General features: G+C 66.6%; 26 protein-coding genes and 1 pseudogene. 9 read left to right on the top strand and 18 right to left on the bottom strand.

Going from position 1 to position 23,458, the window contains the following annotated elements; translation table 11 throughout:
- Positions 1 to 59 precede the first annotated feature (59 nt).
- On the top strand, positions 60 to 2,222 hold the full coding sequence (locus E2484_RS19675) for a hydrogenase iron-sulfur subunit (RefSeq protein ID WP_137286896.1): 2,163 nt from the start codon (positions 60 to 62) through the stop codon (positions 2,220 to 2,222).
- A 34-nt stretch (positions 2,223 to 2,256) separates the two neighbouring features.
- Positions 2,257 to 2,883 carry a TorD/DmsD family molecular chaperone gene (locus E2484_RS19670; RefSeq protein ID WP_137286895.1) on the top strand — a complete coding sequence of 209 codons (627 nt, stop codon included), beginning with the start codon at positions 2,257 to 2,259 and terminating at the stop codon, positions 2,881 to 2,883.
- A 20-nt stretch (positions 2,884 to 2,903) separates the two neighbouring features.
- Here the strand turns inward: E2484_RS19670 and E2484_RS19665 are convergent, their stop codons facing one another.
- The 5 genes and pseudogenes from E2484_RS19665 to E2484_RS25790 all read right to left on the bottom strand — a co-directional run.
- Positions 2,904 to 3,143: a hypothetical protein gene (locus E2484_RS19665; RefSeq protein ID WP_137286894.1), complete on the bottom strand. Its 240-nt coding sequence runs from the start codon at positions 3,141 to 3,143 to the stop codon at positions 2,904 to 2,906.
- A complete protein-coding gene (locus E2484_RS19660) occupies positions 3,136 to 3,474 on the bottom strand; it encodes a hypothetical protein (protein ID WP_321112766.1) in 339 nt (112 codons plus the stop codon). The genes E2484_RS19665 and E2484_RS19660 overlap by 8 nt, the downstream gene beginning before the upstream one ends.
- 3 nt (positions 3,475 to 3,477) lie before the next feature.
- On the bottom strand, positions 3,478 to 3,618 hold the full coding sequence (locus E2484_RS25220; protein ID WP_170977433.1) for a hypothetical protein: 141 nt from the start codon (positions 3,616 to 3,618) through the stop codon (positions 3,478 to 3,480).
- 77 nt (positions 3,619 to 3,695) lie between these two features.
- Positions 3,696 to 4,103: an alpha/beta fold hydrolase gene (locus E2484_RS25795; protein ID WP_321112764.1), complete on the bottom strand. Its 408-nt coding sequence runs from the start codon at positions 4,101 to 4,103 to the stop codon at positions 3,696 to 3,698.
- Positions 4,048 to 4,485, bottom strand: a pseudogene (locus tag E2484_RS25790) (alpha/beta fold hydrolase); the annotation flags it as partial. The pseudogene E2484_RS25790 and the gene E2484_RS25795, both read right to left, overlap by 56 nt.
- 258 nt (positions 4,486 to 4,743) lie before the next feature.
- On the opposite strand from E2484_RS25790, the gene E2484_RS19650 reads away from it, so the two are divergent.
- On the top strand, positions 4,744 to 5,973 hold the full coding sequence (locus E2484_RS19650; protein ID WP_137286893.1) for a DUF7405 family protein: 1,230 nt from the start codon (positions 4,744 to 4,746) through the stop codon (positions 5,971 to 5,973).
- Between the two features lie 14 nt (positions 5,974 to 5,987).
- Here E2484_RS19650 and E2484_RS25215 read toward each other — a convergent pair whose 3' ends face one another.
- The 5 genes from E2484_RS25215 to E2484_RS19635 are packed head-to-tail and all read right to left on the bottom strand — an operon-like array spanning position 5,988 to position 7,834.
- Positions 5,988 to 6,161, bottom strand: a complete 174-nt coding sequence (locus tag E2484_RS25215; protein ID WP_170977432.1) for a hypothetical protein — start codon at positions 6,159 to 6,161, stop codon at positions 5,988 to 5,990.
- A 39-nt stretch (positions 6,162 to 6,200) separates the two neighbouring features.
- Positions 6,201 to 6,539, bottom strand: coding sequence for a hypothetical protein (locus E2484_RS19645; protein WP_137286981.1), 339 nt, complete (start codon positions 6,537 to 6,539; stop codon positions 6,201 to 6,203).
- Complete coding sequence (locus tag E2484_RS25210) at positions 6,536 to 6,685, bottom strand: hypothetical protein (protein WP_170977431.1); 150 nt, start codon at positions 6,683 to 6,685, stop codon at positions 6,536 to 6,538. The genes E2484_RS19645 and E2484_RS25210 overlap by 4 nt, the downstream gene beginning before the upstream one ends.
- 2 nt (positions 6,686 to 6,687) lie before the next feature.
- Entirely contained in the window at positions 6,688 to 6,966 is a 279-nt protein-coding gene (locus tag E2484_RS19640; RefSeq protein ID WP_137286892.1) for a hypothetical protein, read from the bottom strand.
- 43 nt (positions 6,967 to 7,009) lie between these two features.
- Positions 7,010 to 7,834, bottom strand: coding sequence for a DUF7124 domain-containing protein (locus tag E2484_RS19635; protein WP_137286891.1), 825 nt, complete (start codon positions 7,832 to 7,834; stop codon positions 7,010 to 7,012).
- Positions 7,835 to 8,068: 234 nt separating this feature from the next.
- Here E2484_RS19635 and E2484_RS19630 point away from each other — a divergent pair, with 234 nt between their 5' ends.
- On the top strand, positions 8,069 to 8,743 hold the full coding sequence (locus E2484_RS19630; protein ID WP_321112788.1) for a dolichyl-phosphate hexose transferase: 675 nt from the start codon (positions 8,069 to 8,071) through the stop codon (positions 8,741 to 8,743).
- 60 nt (positions 8,744 to 8,803) lie between these two features.
- Positions 8,804 to 9,739: a ring-cleaving dioxygenase gene (locus E2484_RS19625; protein WP_137286889.1), complete on the top strand. Its 936-nt coding sequence runs from the start codon at positions 8,804 to 8,806 to the stop codon at positions 9,737 to 9,739.
- Positions 9,740 to 10,100: 361 nt separating this feature from the next.
- Here the strand turns inward: E2484_RS19625 and E2484_RS19620 are convergent, their stop codons facing one another.
- The 6 genes from E2484_RS19620 to E2484_RS19595 all read right to left on the bottom strand — a co-directional run bounded on the left by E2484_RS19620 (position 10,101) and on the right by E2484_RS19595 (position 18,360).
- Complete coding sequence (locus E2484_RS19620) at positions 10,101 to 10,589, bottom strand: NUDIX hydrolase (RefSeq protein ID WP_137286888.1); 489 nt, start codon at positions 10,587 to 10,589, stop codon at positions 10,101 to 10,103.
- A 373-nt stretch (positions 10,590 to 10,962) separates the two neighbouring features.
- The gene (locus E2484_RS19615; protein WP_137286887.1) at positions 10,963 to 13,119 is read right to left on the bottom strand and encodes an ArnT family glycosyltransferase; all 2,157 of its coding nucleotides are present in this window, start codon (positions 13,117 to 13,119) and stop codon (positions 10,963 to 10,965) included.
- On the bottom strand, positions 13,116 to 14,297 hold the full coding sequence (locus E2484_RS19610) for an ABC transporter ATP-binding protein (RefSeq protein WP_137286980.1): 1,182 nt from the start codon (positions 14,295 to 14,297) through the stop codon (positions 13,116 to 13,118). The genes E2484_RS19615 and E2484_RS19610 overlap by 4 nt, the downstream gene beginning before the upstream one ends.
- Before the next feature lie 52 nt (positions 14,298 to 14,349).
- Entirely contained in the window at positions 14,350 to 15,984 is a 1,635-nt protein-coding gene (locus E2484_RS19605; protein ID WP_137286886.1) for an ABC transporter permease, read from the bottom strand.
- Entirely contained in the window at positions 15,984 to 17,135 is a 1,152-nt protein-coding gene (locus E2484_RS19600; RefSeq protein ID WP_137286885.1) for an extracellular solute-binding protein, read from the bottom strand. Before E2484_RS19600 ends, E2484_RS19605 begins: the two co-directional genes overlap by 1 nt.
- Positions 17,136 to 17,196: 61 nt before the next feature.
- Positions 17,197 to 18,360 (bottom strand): alpha-1 4-glucan-protein synthase, encoded by a 1,164-nt coding sequence (locus E2484_RS19595; RefSeq protein WP_137286884.1) that lies wholly within the window; start codon positions 18,358 to 18,360, stop codon positions 17,197 to 17,199.
- 293 nt (positions 18,361 to 18,653) lie between these two features.
- Here E2484_RS19595 and E2484_RS19590 point away from each other — a divergent pair, with 293 nt between their 5' ends.
- The 3 genes from E2484_RS19590 to E2484_RS19580 all read left to right on the top strand — a co-directional run bounded on the left by E2484_RS19590 (position 18,654) and on the right by E2484_RS19580 (position 21,034).
- A complete protein-coding gene (locus E2484_RS19590; RefSeq protein WP_137286883.1) occupies positions 18,654 to 18,836 on the top strand; it encodes a hypothetical protein in 183 nt (60 codons plus the stop codon).
- A 217-nt stretch (positions 18,837 to 19,053) separates the two neighbouring features.
- On the top strand, positions 19,054 to 19,233 hold the full coding sequence (locus E2484_RS19585; RefSeq protein ID WP_137286882.1) for a hypothetical protein: 180 nt from the start codon (positions 19,054 to 19,056) through the stop codon (positions 19,231 to 19,233).
- A 151-nt stretch (positions 19,234 to 19,384) separates the two neighbouring features.
- On the top strand, positions 19,385 to 21,034 hold the full coding sequence (locus E2484_RS19580) for an acyl-CoA synthetase (RefSeq protein WP_137286881.1): 1,650 nt from the start codon (positions 19,385 to 19,387) through the stop codon (positions 21,032 to 21,034).
- A 338-nt stretch (positions 21,035 to 21,372) separates the two neighbouring features.
- Here E2484_RS19580 and E2484_RS19575 read toward each other — a convergent pair whose 3' ends face one another.
- A complete protein-coding gene (locus E2484_RS19575) occupies positions 21,373 to 22,374 on the bottom strand; it encodes an asparaginase (RefSeq protein ID WP_137286880.1) in 1,002 nt (333 codons plus the stop codon).
- Between the two features lie 177 nt (positions 22,375 to 22,551).
- Here E2484_RS19575 and E2484_RS19570 point away from each other — a divergent pair, with 177 nt between their 5' ends.
- Positions 22,552 to 23,127 carry a hypothetical protein gene (locus tag E2484_RS19570; protein ID WP_137286879.1) on the top strand — a complete coding sequence of 192 codons (576 nt, stop codon included), beginning with the start codon at positions 22,552 to 22,554 and terminating at the stop codon, positions 23,125 to 23,127.
- Here E2484_RS19570 and yciH read toward each other — a convergent pair.
- On the bottom strand, positions 23,062 to 23,364 hold the full coding sequence (yciH, locus tag E2484_RS19565; protein ID WP_137286878.1) for a stress response translation initiation inhibitor YciH: 303 nt from the start codon (positions 23,362 to 23,364) through the stop codon (positions 23,062 to 23,064). The genes E2484_RS19570 and yciH overlap by 66 nt on opposite strands.
- Positions 23,365 to 23,458: the final 94 nt, after the last annotated feature.

The raw sequence follows: 23,458 nt of genomic DNA, 5'->3' as shown, positions 1-23,458 counted from the left end.
TAGAAGGCGTGTTAACCCTGCGCAAGACCTTTGTCCGAACCGACTGTATCAACACGGGCATGAAGACGGGGGCGTTCGTCTGCTCGTGCGCAGAGACGTGCGACGTAGACCTCGAAGGAGTACGAGAGGGAGTCGAAGGCGTGGACGTGGTGGCGAGTTCGAGTCTGCTCTGCGAGGACGGACTGGCCGCGATGGAGCAGGTCATCGACGAGTACGACCTCGACCAGTTGGTCGTGACAGCCACCGAGTCCCGGTGTAAGCGCAAGTTCCGCGACCTCGCGGCCAAGAAGGGTCTCCACCCGGAGGCGGCCGCGTTCGTGGACCACCGCGAGGGTGCCGGGTGGGTCCACGACGAACCCGCGGCGACCGAGAAGACCGCCAGACTCCTGACCGCCAGATTCGAAGGACTGAAAGAAGAGGCGGTCTCCCGGTCGGTCTCGCGCGAAGCAGGACGGTCGGTCGCGGTCGTCGGCGACCCGGAGACCGCGACAGCACTCGCCGACACCGCCGACGTGACGCTCGTCGCGGACGGTCGGGAGTTCGCAGACGTAGACGCGGACCTCGACGACGTGACCATCGAGCGCGGCCGCGTGGTCGGCGTCGACGGGCGTTACGGCGACTTCGAAATCGCGCTCGGCGCCCGCGTGACCGACGACTGCATCGGGTGCATGAAGTGCGTCCGGAAAGGCCCGGACGAGGGCGTCACCCGGCGTCCGGTCGATATCTCGCCGGAGGTGGCCGAAGCGGCGTCCGGCCGAGAGGAGTGGGTCGAGTGCTGTCCGACCGACGCCATCGAACTATCTGGCGTCGAGCGCACGATCGGGGTCGACCAAGTGGTGTATCCCGACGCCGACTCCGAAACCCGGGGCGGCCGACTCGGATTCTACACCGGCCCGATAGACGCGGGCACGATTGCGGCGGTCGAGGACCTGCTCGGCGGGGTCGAGAAGCCCAAGCACCTCGACCTGGAGATGGACGTGTGCGCGTCGGGCGAGTCGAGCCAGATGGGGTGCAACGAATGCGTCGAGGCCTGTCCCCACGGCGCGGTCGAACGTCCGCGAATCGACGAGGTGGCGTTCGACGAGGTAGCCTGTCAGGACTGCGGGGCCTGCACGAGCGCGTGCCCGACAGGGGCGACGAAGCTTAGAGAGCCGTCGAACCGCCGGGTCGCGCGAGAGGTCGAAGCCCTGCTGGAACCGGGCGACTCCGGTGGCTGGCTGTTCGGCGGGAGCGACCCCATCGGCGAGCAGGTCGTGGCGTTCGTCTGCTCGGAGCGCGCCCGGCGCACCCTCCGGGAGTACGGTCGGGAGGCCGCAGTCGGGAACGGAAGCGCCGGGTTCACCTACCATCCCATCCTGCCGGTCTCGGTCCCCTGCGCCGACGCGGTGGGCGAGGCCCACGCGATGCACGCCCTGGCGGCCGGGGCCGACGGCGTGGCGCTCGTCGGGTGTGGCGACGACTGTCAGCACTCCGGGCCGGACCCGAAGGCCGAACTCGTGAGTCGGCTGAATCGCGCGACCGGCGACCTCGGACTGGGCGAGCGCGCGACCTTCCTCGCGCCGGACCCCGACGACGCCGAGGGATTCGCCGAGTCGCTGGACGAGTTCGTCGGGAGTCTCGGCGAGTCGCCGGTTCCGGCGGGCGACTACGAGGCTACGGGCGGAATCGCTGACGAGGACAGGCCGAACCCCGAGTTCGACAGTCACGGCTGGACCCTCGAAAGCGTCCGGGCGATTCTGGAGCATTCGGACCCCGAGCGCGAGGTGATTCGAGGGCTGAAGGACTTCGGCCGGATGGAGGTCACCGACGACTGTGCGTTGACGCCGACCTGCACGAACCTCTGTCCGACCGACGCGATCCGGCGGCGGGAGGGGAATCTGGAGTTCGACCACGAGCGATGCGTCAACTGCGGCCTCTGCGAGGAGGGGTGTCCCGAGACGGCCATCACGATGCACGACGGACTCGACCTGTCGCTCCTGCCAGAGAACCGCGAGGGAATCGCGGGCGAGGACGGCCGACCCGACGACCCCGCGTGGACCACGGTGATGGAGGGCGAGATGCGCGAGTGCGTCAGGTGCGGCAAGCCCTTCACCAGCGAGGCGTCGGCCGAGAAAATCGAGGGCGAGGTCGGCGAGATGGTCGCCGGACTCGCGCCAGATTCCGACCACAACGTCTTCGAGTACTGCGGCGACTGCCGCGCCAGACTCCTCTTCGAGAGGTGAGGACGACGAACGACCACAAACTGGACGACGAATCATGGACGAAACCCAACTCTACGACGCGCGCATCGAACTCGCCGACTACGCCATCGACACCTTCTGGGACACCCCTCGCGAGGCGTTCGTGTCGAACCTGTTGGAGGGCGAGATTCGGATGCCCGGCGAGGAGGTGAACCCCGCGCTGGACGAGGGGTTCGCGCAACTGGAGCGGTTCGTCGATGCGAACGAGGGGCGGGCGGTCGACGAGGTGCGCGAGGAACTGACGACCGAGTACACTCGGGTCTTCGTCGGCCCGCGCCCGCCCGTCCTCGCGCACGAGACGTACTACCGAGAGGACGCGGACTTCCTCGGCGAGGGCCTCGCGGAGGTGACGGCGAGTTACTCGGCGGCGGGGTGGTCGCCGCCCGAGGAGTATCCCGAGGAAGACGACCACCTCGCCGTGGAACTGGCCTTCCTGCGCTATCTGGTGGACCGCCAGCGCCGCGGCGACGAGGAGACCTTCGGCTTCGAGCGCGTCTTTCTGGACGAACATCTGCTCCACTGGGTCGAGGCCTTCGCCGAGGACGTGCTGGCAGCGACCGACGAACCGTTCTACCGCGCCGGAGCGAAAGTCGTGGAAGGGTTCGTGGCGTTCGAGGACGAACTGGTCGCCCAGATGGTGTAGCCCTCGAAGGAGTCAGAACGCTACCCGTCGCCCGTCAGCAGCACCGCACCGAACAGCGCGACGATGGACGCTCCGGAGAGCGCGAGTGCGACGGGAGTCGCCGTCGCTATCACCTGCTCCATCCGGAAGTACCACGTCCACGTCTGTTGAGTCTCGGCGACGGCCGCGACCAGTCCGACGCCCGCGACGACGACCAGCAGTGCTCCGACGAAAGCGAGAGGCGCGACCCGTACCACCCGCCGGACGGATAGCTCACGCATCGGACCACCGTCCGCGAACCGCGACGAACAGACCGAAGAGGGGCACCAGCGCCGCGAGCAGGTACTGGACGAACAGGCCGACGAAACTCAGCGTCGAGTCGAGGTGGATAGACCAGTGCCACGTTCCCTTGACCTCGGCGATGATGGCGATGGTGCCGATGACGAGGAGCGAGAGGCCGAGCAACGCGGTCAGTGCGTACACCGACCCCCGGAGCAGTCCGAGGGCGCGACGTCGGTACGGTCGGTCGGGCGTCGATTGGCCCGACGCGGACCGGTCGGTCACGGATTGGTCTGACGCGGGTCGGTCGTGCGAGCGATGGTCTCCCTGCATGTGCTACCCCCAGTAGGTCCGATAGGCGTCGTAGACGACTAGACCGAAGACGAGCGCGCCGACCGCGAGCGTCAGACTCGCGGCGTCGAGCGCGAGCGGTAGATTCGCTCCGGCCCCGCCGTGGAGCGGTCCGATTGCAACCACTACCGGTGGTAGGGGTCGCTTCATCATAAATACTTGCGGCCTCGTTGAAACCGCGGTGCGGTGGAACGACCCTCGTACTAAACGCGCCGGAGAAACGCCCGCAGTTCCGCGTACGCGGCGTCGTACTCGTCGCGGAATACGCAGTGACCGGCCCCGGGAACGTGGACGAGTCGCCCCTCGGCCAACTCGTCGGCCACGCGGAGGTCGTCGGCCCGCGTCTCGGTGTCTGCGTCGGCCTTCAACACGAGCGTCGGGCACGGGACTTCGGGGAACACCTCCTCGGACGGCGGATAGCCCTCGCGCGCGATCTCGGCGATCTCCGGGCGGCACTCGGTTCGGGCGACAGCGAGACGGCGGGCCAACTCCGGGTCGTGGTCGTCGTACTCGCTCGCTAGCTCCTCGACCGACCGGTCCGCCCAGTCGCTGACGGTCTCGCGGACCTCCCGCGCGCGCTCGTCGGGACTCGCCTCGGGGACGTCCAGCATCCCGGCGGGGTCTTCGAGGACGAGCGCGCGGGAGGTCCGGATGCGTCGCGGCGGTCCACGCAGCGGTCGTCCCGCCTATCGAGTGTCCTATCAGAATCGGGTCGTCGAGGTCGAGCGCGTCCACGAGTCCCGCGAGGTCGGCGACTCGGTCCTCGACGGCGTAGCCGGTCTCCGGAGCGTCCGACCGGCCGTGCGCGCGAGCGTCGTACGTCACCACGTCGTAGTCGTCGGCGAGGTCCTCCGCCAGCGGTCCCCAGCACCGACCGTTGTCGTAGAAGCCGTGGGCCACGACCAGCGGCGGGCCGTCGCCGGTTCGGTAGTACCGGAGGTCGATGCCGTTCGCGCGAACGGTGTCGGTGGTCCACTCCTCGGGGAGGTCCATGGGATAGCGTCACGGATTGGCAGAATAAACGTGTTGGGGGTCCTCGAGGGTAGGTCAGGGTCGTGGGTCACCCAGGGCAGCTGTGAGACATCTATATATTCCTTACGGACACATATGTATGTCTATTAGAAATGTAGGCGATGCTTCGAACCCATCAGTGCTCGCCACTCGAATCCCGAACGTCACGACCACTCGGCTACCCGGCGAGTCGGGAGCAACCCTTTTGGCCGTTCCCGCGCTAGCCTCTCCGACTACCACATGGCCTCACGACGCCGCCTGCTCGGAAGACTCGCGGGCGCGGCGGGACTCGCGGGACTCGCGGGGTGTTCCCAGTTCCGGGGAACCGGCGACCGTGCGACCCCGCTCGACCTGCCCGAGAATCCGAACGCCGACCTGCCGAGCAGACAGCACGCGTGGAACGCCGTCTCGCGGAGCGACCGGCACGGCAATCCGCAGTTGCCGCGCCACCACCTCGTTCTCCTGCTCGACCTCGCGGAGTCGCCCTCGGTCGAGACCGCAGAGCGCGCCGAGCGCGCGATGCGGACGCTTGAATCCGCCTACGACTGGTCGTCGGACGGCCTCCTTCACTCGATAACGTGGGGGACGCGATACTTCGAGCGCGTCGGCGAACTCGACTCCGCTCCGGTCCGTCGGCCGCAGGTCCTCTCCAGAACCGACGACCCCGAACTCCTCGAGTTCGACGCCGCGTTGGTGCTGGCCAGCGACGCGGTCTCGAACCTCCGGGCGACCGAGGCCGCGATGTTCGGCGCTCGGGACTCGCTGGCCGGCGAGTCGGTCGATGCACGCCTCGGCGACGCCTTCGACGTGGCCGAGCGCCGAACCGGTTTCCGCGGGGCCGGACTCCCCCTCGAACACACCGACGCCGAGGGCGTGCCCGAGAACCCGCCGCTCTCGGAGGGCGACCGGATGTTCATGGGGTTCAAGTCTGGGTTGCAGGGGACGCAGGCCAGCGAGGACCGCGTGACCATCGACTCGGGCGCGTACGCGGGCGGGACGACCATGCACGTCAGCCACCTCCGGCAGTCGCTCGGCAAGTGGTTCGAGGCGTTCGACGCCGACGAGCGCGTGGCCCGGATGTTCTCGCCGGAGTTCTCGGCCGACGACGTGGCGGGGTTCACCGACGACGTGCCCTTCAGCGACGACGTAACCCGCCACGCCCGCGAGTTCGACGTGGTGGGCCACCAGGAGAAGGTCGCCCAGACGAGGAAGGACGGCGAACCGGTTCTCCTGCGCCGGGACTTCAACACCGTGGACGGCGGCCACGCCGGGGTTCACTTCCTCTCGCTCCAGCGGTCGCTGTCGGAGTTCGAGAGCACCCGGAAGGCGATGAACGGCTGGTACGTCCGGGACGACAGCCCCGAGATAACCGACCGCGAGAACAACGGCATCCTGAACTTCGTCACCGTCCGCTCACGGGCCAACTTCTACGTCCCTCCGCGGGAGAAGCGGGCGTTCCCGCGGTTGTAGGCCGGCGAACCGACTTACAGTTCGTCGAGGTCGTCGAGACCCTCTTTCAGTTCCGCGGGGAACTCGATCTCCCCGTCGACCTCGCCGTCGTTTATCTCGTGGGGACCGATGCCGTGGTCCCAGATTTCGTGTCCCCCGTAGGACTCCATCCCGATGTCCGGTCGCCACCCCTTGTCTTTGTGAGTCATGCGATAACACACGACGAGAAGTGACTTATGCGTTCCCCCTCACTCCGGCGGCGCGTTCGGCGGGCGCACCGCGTCGTCGTCGCGGAACGCGCCCGAGAACAGGTCGACGTGGAGGCGTAACAGTTCGGACTCCGAGAGGTCGGTCTCGTCGGCCTGTTCGGACAGCAGGGCCGCGAGTTCGTCGCTGGCCTCGTGACGGACGGTCCGGCCTTCGACCTCGAACGACACGTCGGTCGCGCCCGACGTGAGGTGTTCGATTTCGAGCAGGGCCTGCTCGGCCTTGGTCTCGATGGCGTCGTCCTCGTCCATGAGGCGACTGTCGCCCCACTCCTCGGCCGCCTCGACGAATCGGTCGCCGACCGCGAACTCGATGGTCAGAACGACACCCCCGATTGCTCGTCGGCGAAGGCGGTCTTCCAGACGGTGGGGTCCTCGCAAGCCGGACACTCCCGACGCAACGGCCTGCCGTGGGCGTCGGCGAAGTCGGCCAGTTGGCCGCACGCCTCGCACTCGTAGTAGGTCATCGCTACCGGACTCCGCCGCGCTCGGGCGGGAACGTGTCGGGCGTTGGTGACGACTCCGAGAGTGCGCCGTACAGCGCGACCAGCAGGCCGACGATGGCGAGCATCACGAGCAGGCCGACCAGTCCGCTGAGCCAGGTCTGGCCGATGGCGCCACCGCTTTCGGCCCAGATGGACGGAATAGCGTCGAGTACTCGGAACAGGTTCACTGCGACCCACGCGCCGAAGAGCAGGACGCCGGCGAGCAGTATCGGTGCCTGTCGTCCCGCGTTTCGTAAGCTCATTGGTATCCCCGTGAGTGTCGGTACCACTCGAAGAGGCAAAAAACTACTCCGAGGAACCCTCGGTTTCGTCCTCGCCGACCTCCCACCCGGCCTTCTCGGCGGCCTCCGGAAGCGGGACGAACTCCCAGTCGGCCGTCTCCGCGACGTCCTCGTCCTCGCCGGGGACGCCGACCACGACCATGCGCTCGGAATAGAACATCGAGCGCGGGCCGATTCGAGCGAGGCGCTCGCCGGGGTCGGCGCTCGCACCGTTGAAGAAGTCGAGGTCCACGTTCCGGTCGCGCTGGAACTTGTTGAGGACGTGGGCCGGGACCCGGCCGACGAGACCCACCCAGTCGGCCCACCCGTAGGCGTCGGCCGCGACCGCGCCGAAGTTCGAGAGACGGGTCGCGGCCGCGTAGGTGAACGCCAGCGTCATGTCGTCCGCGCCGCCGCCGTGTGGTCCCGAGGGCGATCGTGAGCTATTATTGGTTTCTACGCTCGCGCTTGCGTGCGCGTCATGCGCGTTGGCGTCGCGCGCGTCGCGTTCGCTCGCGCCCGCCTCGTCTGCGGGTGTGCTGTCCGCCCCGCCGGACTCGACGCCGACACCTGCCCCGCCGGAGTCGGCCGGGACGCCCACGGGTTTGTCCTCGTTCTCACGGGGGACGCGAGGAATCGGGTCGGAACTCGTCTCGCTCGACACTTCTCCCCCGGAGTCCGAAGGCGACGAACCGGCCGGAGATTCGGACCCCGACGTTTCGACTTCGGTCACGGCCTCCGGCGCGTCCTCGGGGTCGCCTTCCCCGCGCCAGAACCAGTCGCCGGGGTTCGGATCGTCCTCGTCGGTCTCGCCCGCGTCGAGTTCGTCCAGGTCGATTCGTTCGGTCATGGTAGGGTCGCGTCCACGCGTGACGCTATCTAGTACCACTATCGGTGGTGACGAGGTTAAGCGTGTCCCCGTAGCGAACCGGACGACTATTTTTGGCGAACCTAAAAATACTAATACGCGCCAGCACAACCGACAGACAGCATGAATACGGACGCGGTGGAGTCGGACGACGGAGACGCCAACTCGGAGTCCGGAGACGCCTCCGGGTACACCTTCGACGACGTGAGCGTGGTCATGGGCACGTACAACGAGGAGGCCGCCATCGGCACGGTGTTGGACGACGTCGAGCGCGTGACCGACGGCCGAGCCGAAGTCGTCTGCGTGGACGGGTCGTCGGACCGGACGCCCGAAATCGCCCGCGGCCGCGGTGCGCGCGTGGTCGAGCAGGAACCGCAGGGCTACGGCGTGGCGGTGCGTGAGGCCCTGCTGACGCCCGACCGGCCCGTAGTCGTGACGACCGACTGCGACGACACCTACCCGATGGGGCAACTTCCGGAGTTCCTCGACTGGATAAACCGGGGGTACGACGTGGTGAGCGGCGACCGCCTCTACTGGGGTGCCGAGGCGATGCCGGACCTGAATCGGTGGGGGAACTACGCGTTCGCCGGACTGGCGAGCCTCCTGATGGGCGAACTCGTCCACGACACCACCACGGGGATGCGCGCGTACCGGCGGGACGTAATCGAGGACATCGACTGGACCGAGAACACGGGGCTCTCGGCGGAACTCCTGATTCGGCCCAAGACGAGGGGCTACGACGTGCGCGAGATTCCCATCGAGTACGACGAGCGCGCTGGCGAGACGAAGTTAGACCCCTTCTCGGGCGGGGCCGCGATTGCCAAGTCCATCGTGAAGGTGTGTCTGGAGGAGCGACGCCGACGGAAACGGCGGAATCCGGAACTACGGTAGTCCGCGATTGCGGCCGGGATAGCCCCCAGAGTTATTCGAGCCGACGGGGTAGTTCACGGTATGCCGACGGACATCCCCGGTATCCACCACGTCACGGCCATCGCCGGCGATCCCGGCAGAAATCTCGACTTCTACACGCGAACCCTCGGACTCCGGTTAGTCAAGCGGAGCGTGAACCAGGACGACGTTTCGGTCTACCACCTCTTCTACGGAGACTACTCGGGGACTCCCGGGACGAGCATGACGTTCTTCCCGTACCCCGGCGCTCGACCCGGACGGGTGGGCACCGGACAGGTCAGCACGACCGCGTTTCTGATTCCGGAGGAGTCGGTCGATTACTGGGTCGAGCGACTAGCCGACGCGGGGGTGGACGCCGACGACCCTCGCGAGCGGTTCGGCGATACGGTGGTTCCGTTCCGGGACCCCGACGGCCTGCCGCTCGAACTGGTCGCGCGGGCAGACGCGCCCGCGGGGGACCCACCGGAGGGGCCGGTCCCCGACGAACACGCCATCCGGGGCTTCTTCGGCGTGACGCTCTCGTTGGAGTCCGCCGAACCGACCGCGAGCCTCCTGATCACGATGGGGTTCCGCGAGACCGAGCGCGACCGCCGACGCTACGAGACCGACGGCGAGTTGGGCTACGTCGTCGATATTCTCGAAGACCCGCAGGCACCCCGCGGGCAACCCGGCGCGGGCACCGTCCACCACGTCGCGTTTCAGGTCACGGAAGACGACCAGTCGGAGTGGCGCGACGTGCTGACGGACCACGGACTCAGACCGACCGAGATAATCGACCGGAAGTGGTTCGAGTCGGTCTACGCCCGCACGAAGGGCGGCGTCCTCTTCGAGTTCGCCACGAAGTCGCCGGGCTACACGGTAGACGAAGACGTGGACGAACTGGGCGAGCGACTCGTCCTTCCGGAGTGGCTGGAGGACCGCCGCGACGAAATCGAAGCGGGGCTTCCGGAGTTGTCGTCGGAGCAGTCTGTCGAGTAGCGAGTCGATCGGGGTGCGAACTCGTCGGGGAGTGAGTCGGTGTTCAGAGACGCGCGACGCGTTCCTACTTGCGCTCGGCGACTCAGCCGCCGGGACCGGCGGACTGAACGGGCGAGGGCTTTCGAGAACTCACACTCGATTCTACCGGCTATCTAAACAGTGGCTGTCGGCCGAACGTTTACATACGAGGACGGGACGAACCCTGTCCGGACGCTTCGCGCGGTCGCCCGGAGGTCGGGGCCGGGGACCGCCAGTCCGGGTAGCCCGCGAGGGCCGAGCCAACCTGTGGTACACGTATACAATCGGTAGCCACGTCGAAATCATCGTCTGAGAATGATATTCCTGTTCCTTCTCGTCGGGTTCAGAAGTATCGAGCTACGAGCGACCGGTGTTCACACTCCTCGGGCACCGAATCGAACCACGTAGCGTCGGCTATCTCGTCGTCTCGCCCGAGGTCGTCGCCGAGCGAGGTGTCGTCGCACCGTGCCTCGAAGACGACGAAGTGGCCCGATACAGTTGCTCCGTCCCAGGCGAACGTCTGTTCGACGACCTCCAGCGGTCGTTCGACGGTCGCGTCCAGACCCGTCTCCTCGCGGACTTCGCGGACGACCGCCTCGCGGAGCGACTCGTCGCGCTCCACGTCTCCACCGGGGAGTACCCAGCCGTCGCTCCAGCGGTTCTGAACGAGGACGATTCGACCGTCGTCGTCGCGGACGAACGCGCCGACCCAGCGGTCGTTGCCTGCTTCGACGTTCTCGCAAACCGTCTCGAACTTCTCGGCGTCGAGCGGAATCGTCTCCTCGCTTCTCGCTACGTCGTTTCGGTCGCCGAGTTGGCCGAGTTCGTCCATCCACTCGTGGATTCTTCGGAATCAGGTTTCAGCTTTTTGACCTGAATGTCGGGGCGACAGAAAGATTCGACGGAGCTAGCTACTCTCTGAGCGGCCGAAGTCGGAAGAGGAGGAAACAAGCTATCTACTCCTCGAGCAACGGAGTCACTGCGACCGCACAGCATCGCGTCCGCACCGCGACCGTGGGCCTCACGCCTCCCCAACCGATTCCCTCACTGCGTTCGGTCATCCCTCGCGCGGTTGGCGCGACCTCGAACCGCGAGGTCGCGCCAGCGCGCGCCGGGTTGGAGGAGTCGCCAATGCGCACCGGAACGTCACTCCGGGATAGCTACGCCTCCGGAAACCCGACTCGGAACCGCTACACTACGGGTAGCTACGGACGCCTCCGAGCAGACGAGTTCCCGCGTTCGCCCACTCCCGACGGTTCGTTCGTCCGGAGAGCCGTCTCCATCCCGACTCGCTCCGGCACCGACCCGGGGACGTAGGCGGCCGCACCGTTGCAGTTGCGGGCGACCAGACACACCTCCCGCTCGGGCGAGAGCGCGGCGACCGACCCGTTCTCGCTCCGGACCGGGAGTTCGAGTCGGTAGGAGAACCCGGTCGCGCCTTCGCTGACGAACACCTGGACGACCACCTCGTCCTCACGGCCGACCGAGACCGTGTCGTTCTCGCCGACCGGCCGGACTCCCCGACCGGCGAGTCGGGCCGTCCCGTTCGCCACCCGGAGGTCGAGCGAGAGGTTCGCCGGCGTGCCATCGACCGCGTAGTAGGTCGCTCCTCGGTCGGTCGAGACGCGGGCCGACACGCCCTGAGCGTACTGCGGAACCGCGAGCGTGGCGTTCAGGGAGACGCTCTCGCCGCGAACGACTCGGACGCGCTGGAGCGCCGGGTCCACCGTCTCGCCGCCGTAGGGGACCCACTCGCCGCGGTAGACGTAGCGGTAGTACGTCCGGTTCGGATACGCCGCGACCACGTCGAGGTCAGTGGGCCCGTTCGACAGCGCGTACACCGTCTCGCCGTCGAAGTCGGGGTCGTTCCGGAGGTACTGGAACGGGTGGTTGAGCCAGTCGCCGTACGGCGTCGGGAGGAAGACGACCGCGTCCGAAAGGTGGCGCTCCTCGAAGGGCTGGTAGGCTTGCTCGTACTCGTCGGTGATGGCGGCGTTCTCCGAGACCGTCGGCGCGAGGACGCCCGCCGTCGCGCCCGCGAGCAGGAGGACTCCCACGACGGCGACGCCCGCCGCGACCCGCCGAGCGCGGTCGGTGCCGCCGAGTCGGTCGCTATCGCCGACGTCGCCGTCACCGAACCGGTCGTCCGCGAGCGCGCGCACCCGGTCGAATCCGAGAAGTGCGCCGCTGGCCGCGAACGCCGCGGTCGGTGCGAGCAGGTCGAAGTGGTAGTACGGCCCGAGCGTGGCCACGAGACCGTCGGTCGGGTCCGCTAGCGACCCGAGGACGTTGAGGTTCCCCCAGAAGAAGACGTTGCCCGCGACGACCGAGACGAACAGACCCGCGAGGACGGCCTTCGCCTGTGCGTCCGTGAACTCGGCGGACTTCCCGGGTGAGACCCGGCGGAGGAAACGCCCGACACCGACCATTGCGAGTAGCGTACCGACCGGGCCGCCGACGACCCATTCGGTGAACAGCAGCGAGACCACCCCGGCGTTGGCCCGGAGTGCGAGCGCGGGGGTGTACTCTCTCGCGTAGCCCAGAATCTCGCGGTGGCCGAACCCGAGACCGTCTTGCGGCGCGAACGCAGCGTAGGGGAACACCCACGGTGACCCGGTCGTCGCGGCGTTGTACGCGAGCGCAGCCCCGACGCCGACCAGTCCGCCGAGCGCGGTCAGCGAGAGCCGGGAGAGTCGTGCCGAGGAGGGGCCGGACCACAGCGAGTAGAGCGCGTGAGCGACGAACGGGGCCGCGAACAGAACCGCGGTGTAGGGTCGCGCGAAGAACGCCACGCCGATCGCGAGGCCAGCGAGCAGGGCGTAGCCGTTCGTCTCGTGGATGCTCGCGCCCGCGTCCTCCTCGTGCCGGGCCGACCGGAAGTACGCGAACGCGAACAGGAGATTCCAGAACGTCGTCGGTGCGTACGGGAGGAACACCGACGAGTCTATCAGAAACAGCGGAGAGGCCAGCAGGAACGCCCCCGCCAGCAGGCCGGTCCGGCGGTCGAACGCCTCGGCCGCAATCGCGGCGGTCAGCGCCACGTTCCCCGCGGCAATCAGTACGAGCGCGAGACGAGCGCCGCCGAGTAGCTTCCCGACCGCGAACATCGCGGCCGGAACCGGCGCGTACTTGGGGTAGAGCCGACCTCCGTCCCGGACGAAGAACCACGGCCGGAACGACTCCGGAACCGGCGGGAACACCGCTAGCCGGCCGTCGAGGAGCATCGCGGCCTGCTGGAGGTAGACCGCCTCGTCGTGGTTGGTCGTGTGGTACGGAAACAGTTCGGTGGCGACGAGGAAGACGACCCCGCCAGCGACGACCGCCAGCACCGCGGAGAAGAGGCGAAACCGTCGTCGGTTCATCGAGACGCCGCGTCGGAGTCGGAAGCGGACGAGGCCGCCGTGACGCGTTCGGTAATCGACTCGTCTCCCTCGTCTTGCGGTGGGTACCACGCCAGCGTGTGGTCGGCGTCGAGTTCGACCCTGACGGGCTTGCCGATGCCGAGTTCCTCGACGTGGTTATGCTGGCAGTGAACCAGGTCGCCGTTGTCGAGTTCGACCCGGTAGACGAACGACGGTCCGGTGTACTGGCGGTGGACGATGTGGCCGTCGGCCTCCGATTCGTCCACGACGGTCGCCCGGAGGTCGTCGGGCCGGACCAGCACGTCGAGGTCGGTGCCCGCGTACTCGGTCGTCAGTCCGTTGAGGCGCTGTGGCGCGAAGTTACCGATGGGAGTCACGACCGTACCCTCCTCGTACCACGCCGAGAGGAACCCGGCCTGCCCGAGGAACGAGGCGACGAACCGCGACTCGGGGTGTTCGAAGACGCTCTCGGGCTTGCCGACCTGTTCCATCCGGCCGTCGTTCATCACGGCCACGCGGTCGGAGATAGAGAGGGCCTCCTCCTGGTCGTGCGTGACCGACACCGCCGTCACTCCCGCCTCCTTCAGAATCTGGCGAACTTCCTCGCGCATCTCGACGCGGAGGCGCACGTCGAGGTTCGAGAACGGTTCGTCCAGCAGGAGGATTTCCGGTTCGGGTGCGAGCGACCGCGCGAGGGCCACGCGCTGTTGCTGACCGCCGGAGAGTTCGTTGGGCGTGGCGTCGCGGTGCCCCGCGAGGTCCACGAGATCGAGCAGTTCGGCCACGCGACGGTCGGTCTCCCGCTCGTCGGCGTCCGTGAGGCCGAAGGCGACGTTCTCGGCCACGGTCAGGTGCGGGAACAGCGCGAAGTCCTGAAACACGAGACCCACGTCGCGGTTCTCGGGTTTGCAGAAGCGTTCCTCGTCGGCGACCACCTCGCCGCCGAGTCGGACCTCGCCGCCGTCGGGGCGTTCGAGGCCGGCCATCATCCGGAGCGTCGTGGTCTTGCCGCACCCGGAGGGGCCGAGCAGGGTGAGCAGTTCGCCCTCCCGGACGGACAGCGACAGCGAGTCCACCGCGGTTTCGGCGGCGTACTCCTTGACCACGCCGTCGAGTTCCAGCACGGTCTCGGTGTCGGCGGAGTCGTCGCTCTCGCGCTTCGGTGCTGTCGCGGCCATGGATTCTGATTCGGGTGCGTCCATCGTTTCGGAGTCGTCGTGTACGGATTCGCTAGGCATCCTTCCCTCCTTCTTGGCGCACGAGGCTTCCGTCCTGCTTGAGGAGGACCAACATCGAGAGCGCGGAGACGCCCACGAGGACGAGCGCCGGAACCGCGGCCTGTCCGAAGTAGCCAGCGTCCTGTACTCGCCAGATGTACGTGACGAGGGTTTCAAAACCTGTCGGACGCACGAGCAGGGTCGCGGGGAGTTCCTTCATCGTCGTCAGGAAGACGAGCGCAGCGCCAGCCACCACGCCGGGACGGACGAGCGGGAACGTCACCCGGCGGAACGCCGCGCCCGGCGACTCGCCGAGCGTCCGGGCGGCTTCAGTGAGTTTCGGGTCCACCTGCAGGACCGACGACCGGACCGCACCGACCGCCTGCGGGAGGAATCGGACGACGTAGGCGAACACCAGCAGGGGAATCGTCTGGTAGACCGCGGGCGCGTTCGACGACGCGAAGTAGACAAGCGCGAGACCGAGGACGACACCGGGCGTCGCGTAGCCGACGTAGCTGACGCGCTCGAACAGGGTGGCCAGTCGGGAGTCGGAGCGACCCGAGAGGTAGGCGACAGGGAGCGACGCGAGGGTCGCGACCAGCGCGGCCAGCACCGCGACCCACACCGAGTTCAGGCCGTATATCCAAGAGAAGTCGAAGCCGCCGCCCGCGTAGGCCGGGCCGCTCCGTGTCAGCCACATGAAGAGGATGCCGACCGGGACGACCAGACACAGTGTGACGACCAGCGCGCAGAACAGGAGCGCCGGACCTTTCCAGGGGCCCAGCGAGATGCGGACCGACCCCGACCCGCGAGAGACGTGGGCACCCTCCTCGCTCTCGGAGATCCGGTTTTCGAGCGAGAGGATGACCGCCGCGAACGCGAGAAGTTGGAGCGACAGCAGGGCAGCGTAGTTCGGTTCCCACATCGTCACGTAGATCTGCTGTGTGAACACCTCGAAGTGCATGATGGCCGGGGTGCCGAAGTCCGAGAGGGCGTAGAGCGCGACCAGCAGGCTTCCGGCCGCGATGCCCGGCGCGATTTGGGGCAGCGTCACCTTCCGGAAGGCGGCCCACCGGCCGTGGTTCAGGGTCCGGGCGGCCTCCATCAGCGTCCCGTCGAACGACAGGAGGGCGGCCCGGGTCGTCAGGAAGACGTAGGGGTACGTAAAGAGCGTCAGGACCAGCGTCGCGCCCTTGAAGCCGTAGATGGTCGGAATCGACTCGACGCCGAGCGGCGCGAGCAGGTCCGAGAGGACGCCGTGAGGACCAAACGCCGAGACGAACGCGAACGCGCCGATGTAGCTCGGCACGACCAGCGGGAGCGAGACCGCGACGGTCCAGAATCGCCGAAACGGCAGGTCGGTCTGGACCGTGAGGACCGCGAGCGGGACGCCGACGAGGACCGACCCGAGCGTGACTCCCGCGACGAGAGCCACGCTGTTGGTCACGACTTCGAGGGTCGAAGGCTGGAAGAGCAGGTCTATCGCCTGCTGAAAGCCGATTTCGAGCGACCGTAGGACCAGCCACACGACCGGGAAGGCGACTGCAGCGGCGACCGACCCCGCCAGCAGGACCAGCGAGACCGGCGGAGACTCCTCGTCGTCGCCGAATCTCGCAGTGGCCTCCCGGAGACGGTCGCTGGTCGCCATCAGAGGACACCCACCTCGCGCATCAGCTCGAGGGTCGGTTCGAGGTTCGAGAGCTTCGAGAGGTCGATCTCTGGCGGTTCCAGTTGGTCCACCGTCGGCAGGGGACCGACCGGCGATACTTCCGGAATCATGGGATACGCGAAGGTGGTCGTGGCGAAGAACTCCTGTGCCTCCGACGAGAGGAGGTGGCGAACGAAGTCGGCCGCGAGTTCCTTCTGGTCGGTCCCCTCGACGATTTCGCATCCCGAGACGTTGACCAGCGCGCCCGCGTCGTTCTTCGTGAACGCGAGGTCGATTGGCGCGTTCTCTCGGGACGCGATGACCCGGAGCGCGTAGTAGTGGTTGGCGAAGCCAGCCAGTATCTCGCCGTCGGCGACCGCGTTCGAGACCTGGAACTCGTCGGAGTAGCGCGAAATCTGCTGGTCCTGCATCCCGCTGAGCCACTGCTTGGTCGTCTCGGGGCCTTCCAGCAGGCGCATCGCCGTGACGAACGACTTGAACGCGCCGTACGTCGGGGCCCAGCCCATCGCGCCCGTCAGTCCGTCGTTCTGGGTGAACTGCTGGACTTTGTTCGGGATGTCGGACTCCGAGAACTCGTCGGTGTTGTAGGGAATCGACCGCGCGCGCCCGGCGACGCCGACCCACGAGCGGTCGGCGTCACGGAACCCCTTCGGAACCGGTTCCACGACGCGCTGGGGGAGTTTCGTCGTGATTCCGGCGTCGGCGACGAGACCGAGCGACGTGGAGTCGATGGACCAGAACACGTCGGCCGGACTCTGGCCGCCCTTCTCGACCTCGATTATCTCGTTCGCCAGTTGGGTCGAGGGAGCGATTCGAACCTTGGCGGTGAAGTTGGAGTACTTCTTCTCGAGGAGTCGGACGAGGTTCTCGTAGAGACCGCCCTCGCCGCCACCGAGATAGACGTTCAGCGTTCCTTCGAGGTCAGGGAGGTCGTCCATCGACGTGCCGCCGGGTGCCGACCGGGACTCGACCATCGGTCCCGACCCGCGGAAGTCCGCGATGGTGAGTTCCGACCCGCCGCTGTCCTCCTGCTCCGTGAACTGACTGAGGCAGCCGGACAGTCCGGCCGCCGCGCCGACCGCTCCCGACGCGAGAAGCCGACGCCGTGTCCATCCGCGACGCTTGCTCATGTTTAGAATTAGGCTGGCCTAAAACTCTTATACCTACCGATTCCGGCGTCGCAACGCCGTCTTAGTCGTCGGCCAGCGGCGGAGTCGCCTCGACCGAGCGGAGTTCGTCCAGCGCCGAGAGCCAATCGAGCATGTATTCGCCCACGTAGTTGAAGAACGCACCGTTTTCGTACTCCTCGAAGTCGCCGTCGGCGAGTTCGACGGCCATCGCTTCGAAGACGCCCGCGTATGAGTCGGCGTCCGTTCCCGTGTCCTCGATGACTTCCCAGAGATGCTCGTTGAGTTCGAGACCCGGCACCTCGTTGTTCAGGTCGCCGAACGTAGAGCGCGGGGCCTTGTTGTGTTCGCACAAGGGGAACCCGTTGTAGATGGTCCCGTCCAGCACGTCGCAGGCGCGCTTCAGGAACACGCCAGACCAGATGTCGTCGAACCGGCCCACGTCCCACCGGTTGTCGTCCATCGGGAGTTGGTAGAACGCCGGGACGATCTCGCGCTCGAACGCGAGGTTCATCGAGCAGACCGTGAGGTAGTTGCCGTCTGCCGCCACGAAGTCGCCGTCGTAATCGTCTTTGGTCGTGCGGGTCTGGGCCTGTCCCTGCAAGTCTCCGTCCATCAGGATTCGCACCGCGTCGAGGTCCGGCACGTTGGTCCAGAGACCCTGGGAGGCCACCACGTTCGAGACGTGGGTGGTGTCGGTCTCGACCGTCTCGTCCATCGCCGAGTAGGGGTAACCGCGTGGGTAGAGACCGTGTTCGTCGTAGTTCTGATAGAGGACGTTGACCCAGTTCTCGTCCGAAGAGACCTCCTCGATTTCGCCCGAGAACTGGAGGTTTCGCACGTGACGACCGAAGAAGTCGAAATCCTCGTGGGGAAGGGTATCGTCGTCGATGAAGAAACCGTAGTCGAAGTCGTTGGCCCAGACGTAGAGCAGGCCGAAACTCGTCTCGGCGTGACTCGCGGCGGGGACGACGTGGCCGTACTCCGAAATCCCGTGGTCGTCGTACCACTGCTCTCGACGTGACCCGTCGAACACCTCGCCCGAGACGCCCTCGTCGGCCAGCATCGCGGCCATCTCGTCGGTGTCGCAGAAGTCCTCCGTGACCAGCAGGACGTGGAGTCGGTCCAAGTCGAAGCCGTGTTCGCGGGCGTTGTCGAAGTACGCCCGCATGCACTCGTACTCCCGAATCGTCGGGACGACGACGCAGATGTCCTCGTTCGCGCTCATTCGTTACCACGAGATGGTTTAGGCAAGCCTAAAAGGTTGTCTGTTCGGGTCTGCTCTATCGGCGTTCGGAGAGGCAGTGCTGCGCGGTTGCGGTGACTCCGGGGTTCGAGGAGTAGCTAGCTTCCGCTCTTCTCTCACGGACGCAGGACTGTCCGGATACGATTGGTTCACGGAGTAGCTACCTCGTTTCCCCTACCTTCGACTCCGCGACGAACCTCTTATAACCGATTTCCGGCTCTCGGCCGAACGTGTCCGGAATCGGAACTAAATCCTCGACCGTCGTACCCACGAGTATGGTAGCGAACGACACCCAATTCCGGGCTGGAATCGTACTCGCGGCGTTCGGGGCCGTCTTGCTGTTCGGGCCGGTCGCGCTCGGCCTGCCGTTCACGCAGACGGCAGGCGCGATCGCGGTGCTGGGACTCGCGGCCGGAGCAGTGCTGGTCGGAACCGCTGAGGACGGACGCCCGGTCTGAGCGGTGGCTGGCCGAACGACTACCCGCGAGACACAACTACACATTTCTTTAAGAAATAGATATAGCCTTCTCGAAACGAATTAGATGAGTTGACACGCGATATCGACGGTCTCAACCGAGTCGAATTCCGTCGCAACCGCTGGAAATCCCGATTACGACGGTTCTCCGGCGGTTCTCGGCAACCGGACCTAAGTGGCCGGACGTCGAGACGACGGTCATGGACGACAGCACGCAACTATGGGGCGGGGCCGCCCTCATCGTCTTCGGGGCGCTGATTCTGTTCGCACCGCAGATACTCGCGCTTCGGTACACGTCGCTGTTGCTCGTGGTGGCCGTCCTCTCGCTGGCGGCGGGCGCGCTTCTCGTCGGCCTCTCGCGGCGCGGGCGGGCCGTCTGAGGTCGCTCCGCCGTCGTCGAAGCAGTTGCCGGTCACCGGCGGATTCGTCGCGGCGCGACAGTCGCCGCGTTCCGGTCGTCCGTCGCGGCGCGCTCCGACGATTCGGGAACCAGCGATACAATGAAATATCCGTCTGCCGAGATTCCACGATATGTCTCTCGATTACGAGCGCGAACGCGAGAACTTCGAGTGGGCGATTCCGGACGACTACAACATCCCCGCGGTGGTCGAGGACCACGCCGAGTCGTTCGGAGACCGACTCGCGGTCCGGTTCCGCGACGAAGAGGGAGTCGAGGCCGAGCGCACCTACGCCGACGTCAGCGACGACGCGAACCGGTTCGCCAACGCGCTGGCCGACCTTGGCGTCGGCGAGGGCGACCGAGTGATGCACCTGTTCCCGCGCCATCCCGACGCCTTCGCCATCCAGGTCGGCGCGCTGGCCCGCGGCGCGTTGCTCGTCCCCTGCTCGGCCATGCTCAAGCCCAAGGACCTCTCGTTCCGGGCGAACGACTGCGAGGCCGAGACCGTGGTCGTCCACGCCGACCTCACCGAGATGGTCGAACCCATCCTCGACGAGACGCCGCTGGAGCGCGTCGTCGTGCTGGACGCCGACGACGGGGACGGGACGGACCTCGACCGCGAGGACTGGCACGCCTTCGCCGACCTGCTGGACGGACAGGCTACCGACCACGAGGGACCGGAACTCGCGGCCGAGGACCCGATGTCCATCAACTACACCAGCGGAACGACCGGCCAGCCAAAACCCGTCCTCCATCGCCATCGCTGGCTTCGGTGCTTCGAACTCGTTAACGGCCCCTACTGGTGGGGCGTCGATAGAGACACCGACTTCTCCGAGGAACTGCTCTGGGCGACGACAGGCACCGGGTGGGCCAAGTGGTTCTGGAGTCCCGTCGGCGTGGCGCTCACGACCGGCGCGCCGCAGTTCGTCTACGACGGCGAGTTCGACGCCGGGACGTTCCTCGACCTGATGGAGGAAGAAGGCGTGACTCGCCTGTGCGCCGTGCCGACGCAGTACCGGATGTTCACGCAAGTCGAGGGTCTGGGCGAATACGACCTCGCGCTCGAAGAAGCGGTCTCCGCGGGCGAACCCCTCAACCGCGAACCGATTCAGGAGTTCGAGGACGCCTTCGGCGTCACCCCGCGTGACGGCTACGGCCAGACCGAGACGGTCGCGCTCGTGACGAACTACCCCGGTATCGACGTGAAGCCCGGCAGCATGGGCAAGCCCGTGCCGGGCATCGACGTGACTCTGCTCGACACGCAGGACGAGGAGGAGGTCGAACCGGGCGAGACCGGCGAGATTGCGGTTCCGGTGGACAGTCCGGCCATCTTCGACAGTTACTACGAGAAGCCCGACCTGGACGACCGGACGTTCCACGGCGACTACTACCGGACCGGCGACCTCGCTCGAAAGGACGAGGACGGCTACTTCTTCTTCGAGGGTCGGGCCGACGACATCATCATCTCGTCGGGCTACCGCATCGGCCCGTTCGAGGTCGAGGACGCGCTCGTCGGCCACGAGTCGGTCGCGGAGGCCGCGGCGGTCGCCAGCCCCCACGACGAGCGCGGTAACGTCGTCAAGGCCTACGTCGTCCTCGCGGACGGTTACGACGGGAGCGACGGACTGGTCGAGGAGTTGCAGGAGTACATGAAGGAGGAGACGGCCCCGTACAAGTACCCCCGCAGAATCGAGTTCGTGGACGAGTTGCCCACCACGTCGAGCGGGAAGATTCGGCGCATCGAGTTACGGGAGGAAGAGCGGGAGAAGTTCGGAGAGTAGGGCGTTCTCGTCGATCTTCGTTTATTTTTGCGGGTCGAGACGCGACGAACGAGCAGTTCATAGCAAGACGGCAAGCAGTTAGATACTGCTCGAATCAATGACCTGCCCGACCGGCCGAACTCCGTGAATTGTGAGAGATAGCGCGCGCCGTGAATCCGACCATTCGCGATTTCGCGGATTGATACAGTCGCGGTGCTGTGCAGTCGCGGTACTGTGCGGTCTCCAATGGCTCAAGAAGTAGCTAGCGTTACGCAGTCGCCGTCGACGGAGAGCAATTAGAACGATTGTCAAGCAATTGTATATCAACTGGAAGGAACAAAATACGATCTGAAAAGCCGTTATTCTGCGTACTCTACGAAGTGGTCGGCAGCGTCCTCGACGTCGTCCACCGCCTCCAGCGCCAGCGCCAGTTTCACTCGCGCTTTCCACGGCGCGAGGTCGCCGCCCGGAATCGCGCCCGCGTCCTGTAAGGTCTTACCGCCGCCCGCGGTCCCGTAGACTGCGCCGGTCGCGCCCGCACCGCACCGCGAGGTCAGCACCACCGGCACGCCCGCGTCGATTGCCTCCACGATGGCCTCGCCCAACTCGCTCGTCGCGTTTCCGAGACCTGTACCAGCGACCACGAGACCGTCCGCCCCCGATTCGACCGCGCGTTCGACCTGCGCACCGTCCACGCCCGCGGCCGAGACGACCATCTCGACGCGGGCGTCCGGGGCCTCCAACGTTTCGTCTTCGGCCTTGGCCGGGAGATACACCGACTCGCTCCGCGGTTCACGATGGAACCGAAGTGCGTCGCGGGTCAGCGTAGCGACCGGGCCGTCGTTCGGCGATGCGAAGGCCGCGAGTTTGTGGCTGTGGACCTTCCGCACGTCGCGGGCGGCGTGGAGTTCGTCGTCGAACGCGAGGAAGACGCCCTCCTCGACTCGGGAGTGGGTGGCCGCGCGGACGGCCGCGAGCAGGTTCGCGGGCGCGTCGGAACTCGGTTCGTCGAGTCGGCGCTGCGCGCCCGTGACGATCACCGGCACCGGGAGCGAGCAGGTCAGGTCGAGGAAGTAGGCCGTCTCGGCCATGGTGTCCGTGCCGTGGGTCACGACGATTGCGTCGGCCGCGTCGTCCGCGACTGCTTCGCGGGCGCGCTCGGCGACCTCCGTCATAATCTCGAAGTCGACGTCGAATCCCGGCACCTGCGAGACCGATTCGACGCTCAGGTCGGCGTGGGCCGCGAGGTCCGGAACCGAGACGAGGAGGTCTTCGCCGTCGAGGCTCGGGGCCGCCCCGTCCTCGTCTGGCGTGCTTGCGATGGTACCACCGGTTGCGACGACGTGAACTTGCGGGAGCATGTACTCTCGACCGTAGTTTCGCGGCGAGGGGTGTTAGAAGTGTGGAGCTACGGTCGATACGCTCCGTCTCCTCGCGTCCGACGGTATCGAGAACCGACGAATCGCGCGCGTCTACCGACGCCGACCAGTCCTCGAAACTCCCCGGAAACTTATGTTTCGTTCCGTCGTACGTGATCTGTGTTCGGAAGGTTTCCCGCCGAACTGGAACCAGACGGAGCGGTGTTCGGTCCCCACCACTTCTATCTCGGCGTTCTGCTGATACTGTTGGTCTGCTGGATAGTCCGCGACCCCGACTCGAAAACGGCACCGTGGGGCGTCGCTGGCCTGACCCTCCTTTCGGTGTTCGCCTTCGCACTGACGTGGCCCTACTATCCCGTGGTCGGCGCGCTCGGCGTACTGGTCCTTCTCGGAGCCGCGACGGCGGTTTCGATGGTCCGGCCCTTCTGGTGGCGCTACGGCCTACTGGCTCGGAGCGTGCTCTTTGTCGGCCTGTTCGTGGCGTGGGACGACGCCCTCAGCCACGCCCTCGGTTGGCGGACGCCACTGGACGCACTCTGGGTTCGGTACCTCTACCCCTACGTTTCGGACCCTTACGTCCCCTCGGACGTGCGACTTCCATCTGACGTTCGAGTTCCTTCGGACGTGCGACTCCCGTCCGACGTTCGAGTCGCCTCCGAATGGGATCGTCTACTCGACCTTGAATCCCTCGTCGCGGAGTATGTCGCCGACGCGCTCGCGGTGGTCGCCCTGTAGCTCGATGCGACCCTCGTCCACGGTGCCGCCCGTGGCGAGTTGGCTCTTGAGCGTCGAGGACAGTTCGCCCACGTCCACCGACGACTCGTCGAACCCTTCCACGATGGTCATGGCCTTGCCGTAGGTTCGCTCTTCGACCCGGACCGAGAGTTGCTGCTCTGCTCGGCCGAGGTCCTCGTCGATGCCGAGTTCGTCCGGAAGCCCCGAAACGTCGCTGATGTCTTTGTCTTCCCCCATGTTTCGACGTAGGTCGTCCGCACCTTTGAGCCTTCCCCGAGCGCCGAGCGACCCGGAGCGACGGCCGCGTAGGATACCGCTACCCCCGGATTTA

Origin of the sequence: Halorussus salinisoli (assembly GCA_005239435.1) — an archaeon.
Lineage (GTDB): Archaea > Halobacteriota > Halobacteria > Halobacteriales > Haladaptataceae > Halorussus > Halorussus salinisoli.
The sequence above is the reverse complement of the archived record's forward strand: the minus strand, read 5'-3'. Positions and strand labels throughout refer to the sequence as shown.

Coding starts and splice junctions, on each gene's coding strand:
- E2484_RS19675 (WP_137286896.1), top strand. CDS start 60: ATGAAGACGGGGGCGTTCGTCTGCTCGTGCGCAGAGACGTGCGACGTA.
- E2484_RS19670 (WP_137286895.1), top strand. CDS start 2,257: ATGGACGAAACCCAACTCTACGACGCGCGCATCGAACTCGCCGACTAC.
- E2484_RS19665 (WP_137286894.1), bottom strand. CDS start 3,143: ATGCGTGAGCTATCCGTCCGGCGGGTGGTACGGGTCGCGCCTCTCGCT.
- E2484_RS19660 (WP_321112766.1), bottom strand. CDS start 3,474: ATGCAGGGAGACCATCGCTCGCACGACCGACCCGCGTCAGACCAATCC.
- E2484_RS25795 (WP_321112764.1), bottom strand. CDS start 4,103: ATGCTGGACGTCCCCGAGGCGAGTCCCGACGAGCGCGCGCGGGAGGTC.
- E2484_RS19650 (WP_137286893.1), top strand. CDS start 4,744: ATGGCCTCACGACGCCGCCTGCTCGGAAGACTCGCGGGCGCGGCGGGA.
- E2484_RS25215 (WP_170977432.1), bottom strand. CDS start 6,161: ATGACTCACAAAGACAAGGGGTGGCGACCGGACATCGGGATGGAGTCC.
- E2484_RS25210 (WP_170977431.1), bottom strand. CDS start 6,685: ATGACCTACTACGAGTGCGAGGCGTGCGGCCAACTGGCCGACTTCGCC.
- E2484_RS19640 (WP_137286892.1), bottom strand. CDS start 6,966: ATGAGCTTACGAAACGCGGGACGACAGGCACCGATACTGCTCGCCGGC.
- E2484_RS19635 (WP_137286891.1), bottom strand. CDS start 7,834: ATGACCGAACGAATCGACCTGGACGAACTCGACGCGGGCGAGACCGAC.
- E2484_RS19630 (WP_321112788.1), top strand. CDS start 8,069: ATGGGCACGTACAACGAGGAGGCCGCCATCGGCACGGTGTTGGACGAC.
- E2484_RS19625 (WP_137286889.1), top strand. CDS start 8,804: ATGCCGACGGACATCCCCGGTATCCACCACGTCACGGCCATCGCCGGC.
- E2484_RS19620 (WP_137286888.1), bottom strand. CDS start 10,589: ATGGACGAACTCGGCCAACTCGGCGACCGAAACGACGTAGCGAGAAGC.
- E2484_RS19615 (WP_137286887.1), bottom strand. CDS start 13,119: ATGAACCGACGACGGTTTCGCCTCTTCTCCGCGGTGCTGGCGGTCGTC.
- E2484_RS19610 (WP_137286980.1), bottom strand. CDS start 14,297: ATGGCCGCGACAGCACCGAAGCGCGAGAGCGACGACTCCGCCGACACC.
- E2484_RS19605 (WP_137286886.1), bottom strand. CDS start 15,984: ATGGCGACCAGCGACCGTCTCCGGGAGGCCACTGCGAGATTCGGCGAC.
- E2484_RS19600 (WP_137286885.1), bottom strand. CDS start 17,135: ATGAGCAAGCGTCGCGGATGGACACGGCGTCGGCTTCTCGCGTCGGGA.
- E2484_RS19595 (WP_137286884.1), bottom strand. CDS start 18,360: ATGAGCGCGAACGAGGACATCTGCGTCGTCGTCCCGACGATTCGGGAG.
- E2484_RS19590 (WP_137286883.1), top strand. CDS start 18,654: ATGGTAGCGAACGACACCCAATTCCGGGCTGGAATCGTACTCGCGGCG.
- E2484_RS19585 (WP_137286882.1), top strand. CDS start 19,054: ATGGACGACAGCACGCAACTATGGGGCGGGGCCGCCCTCATCGTCTTC.
- E2484_RS19580 (WP_137286881.1), top strand. CDS start 19,385: ATGTCTCTCGATTACGAGCGCGAACGCGAGAACTTCGAGTGGGCGATT.
- E2484_RS19575 (WP_137286880.1), bottom strand. CDS start 22,374: ATGCTCCCGCAAGTTCACGTCGTCGCAACCGGTGGTACCATCGCAAGC.
- yciH (WP_137286878.1), bottom strand. CDS start 23,364: ATGGGGGAAGACAAAGACATCAGCGACGTTTCGGGGCTTCCGGACGAA.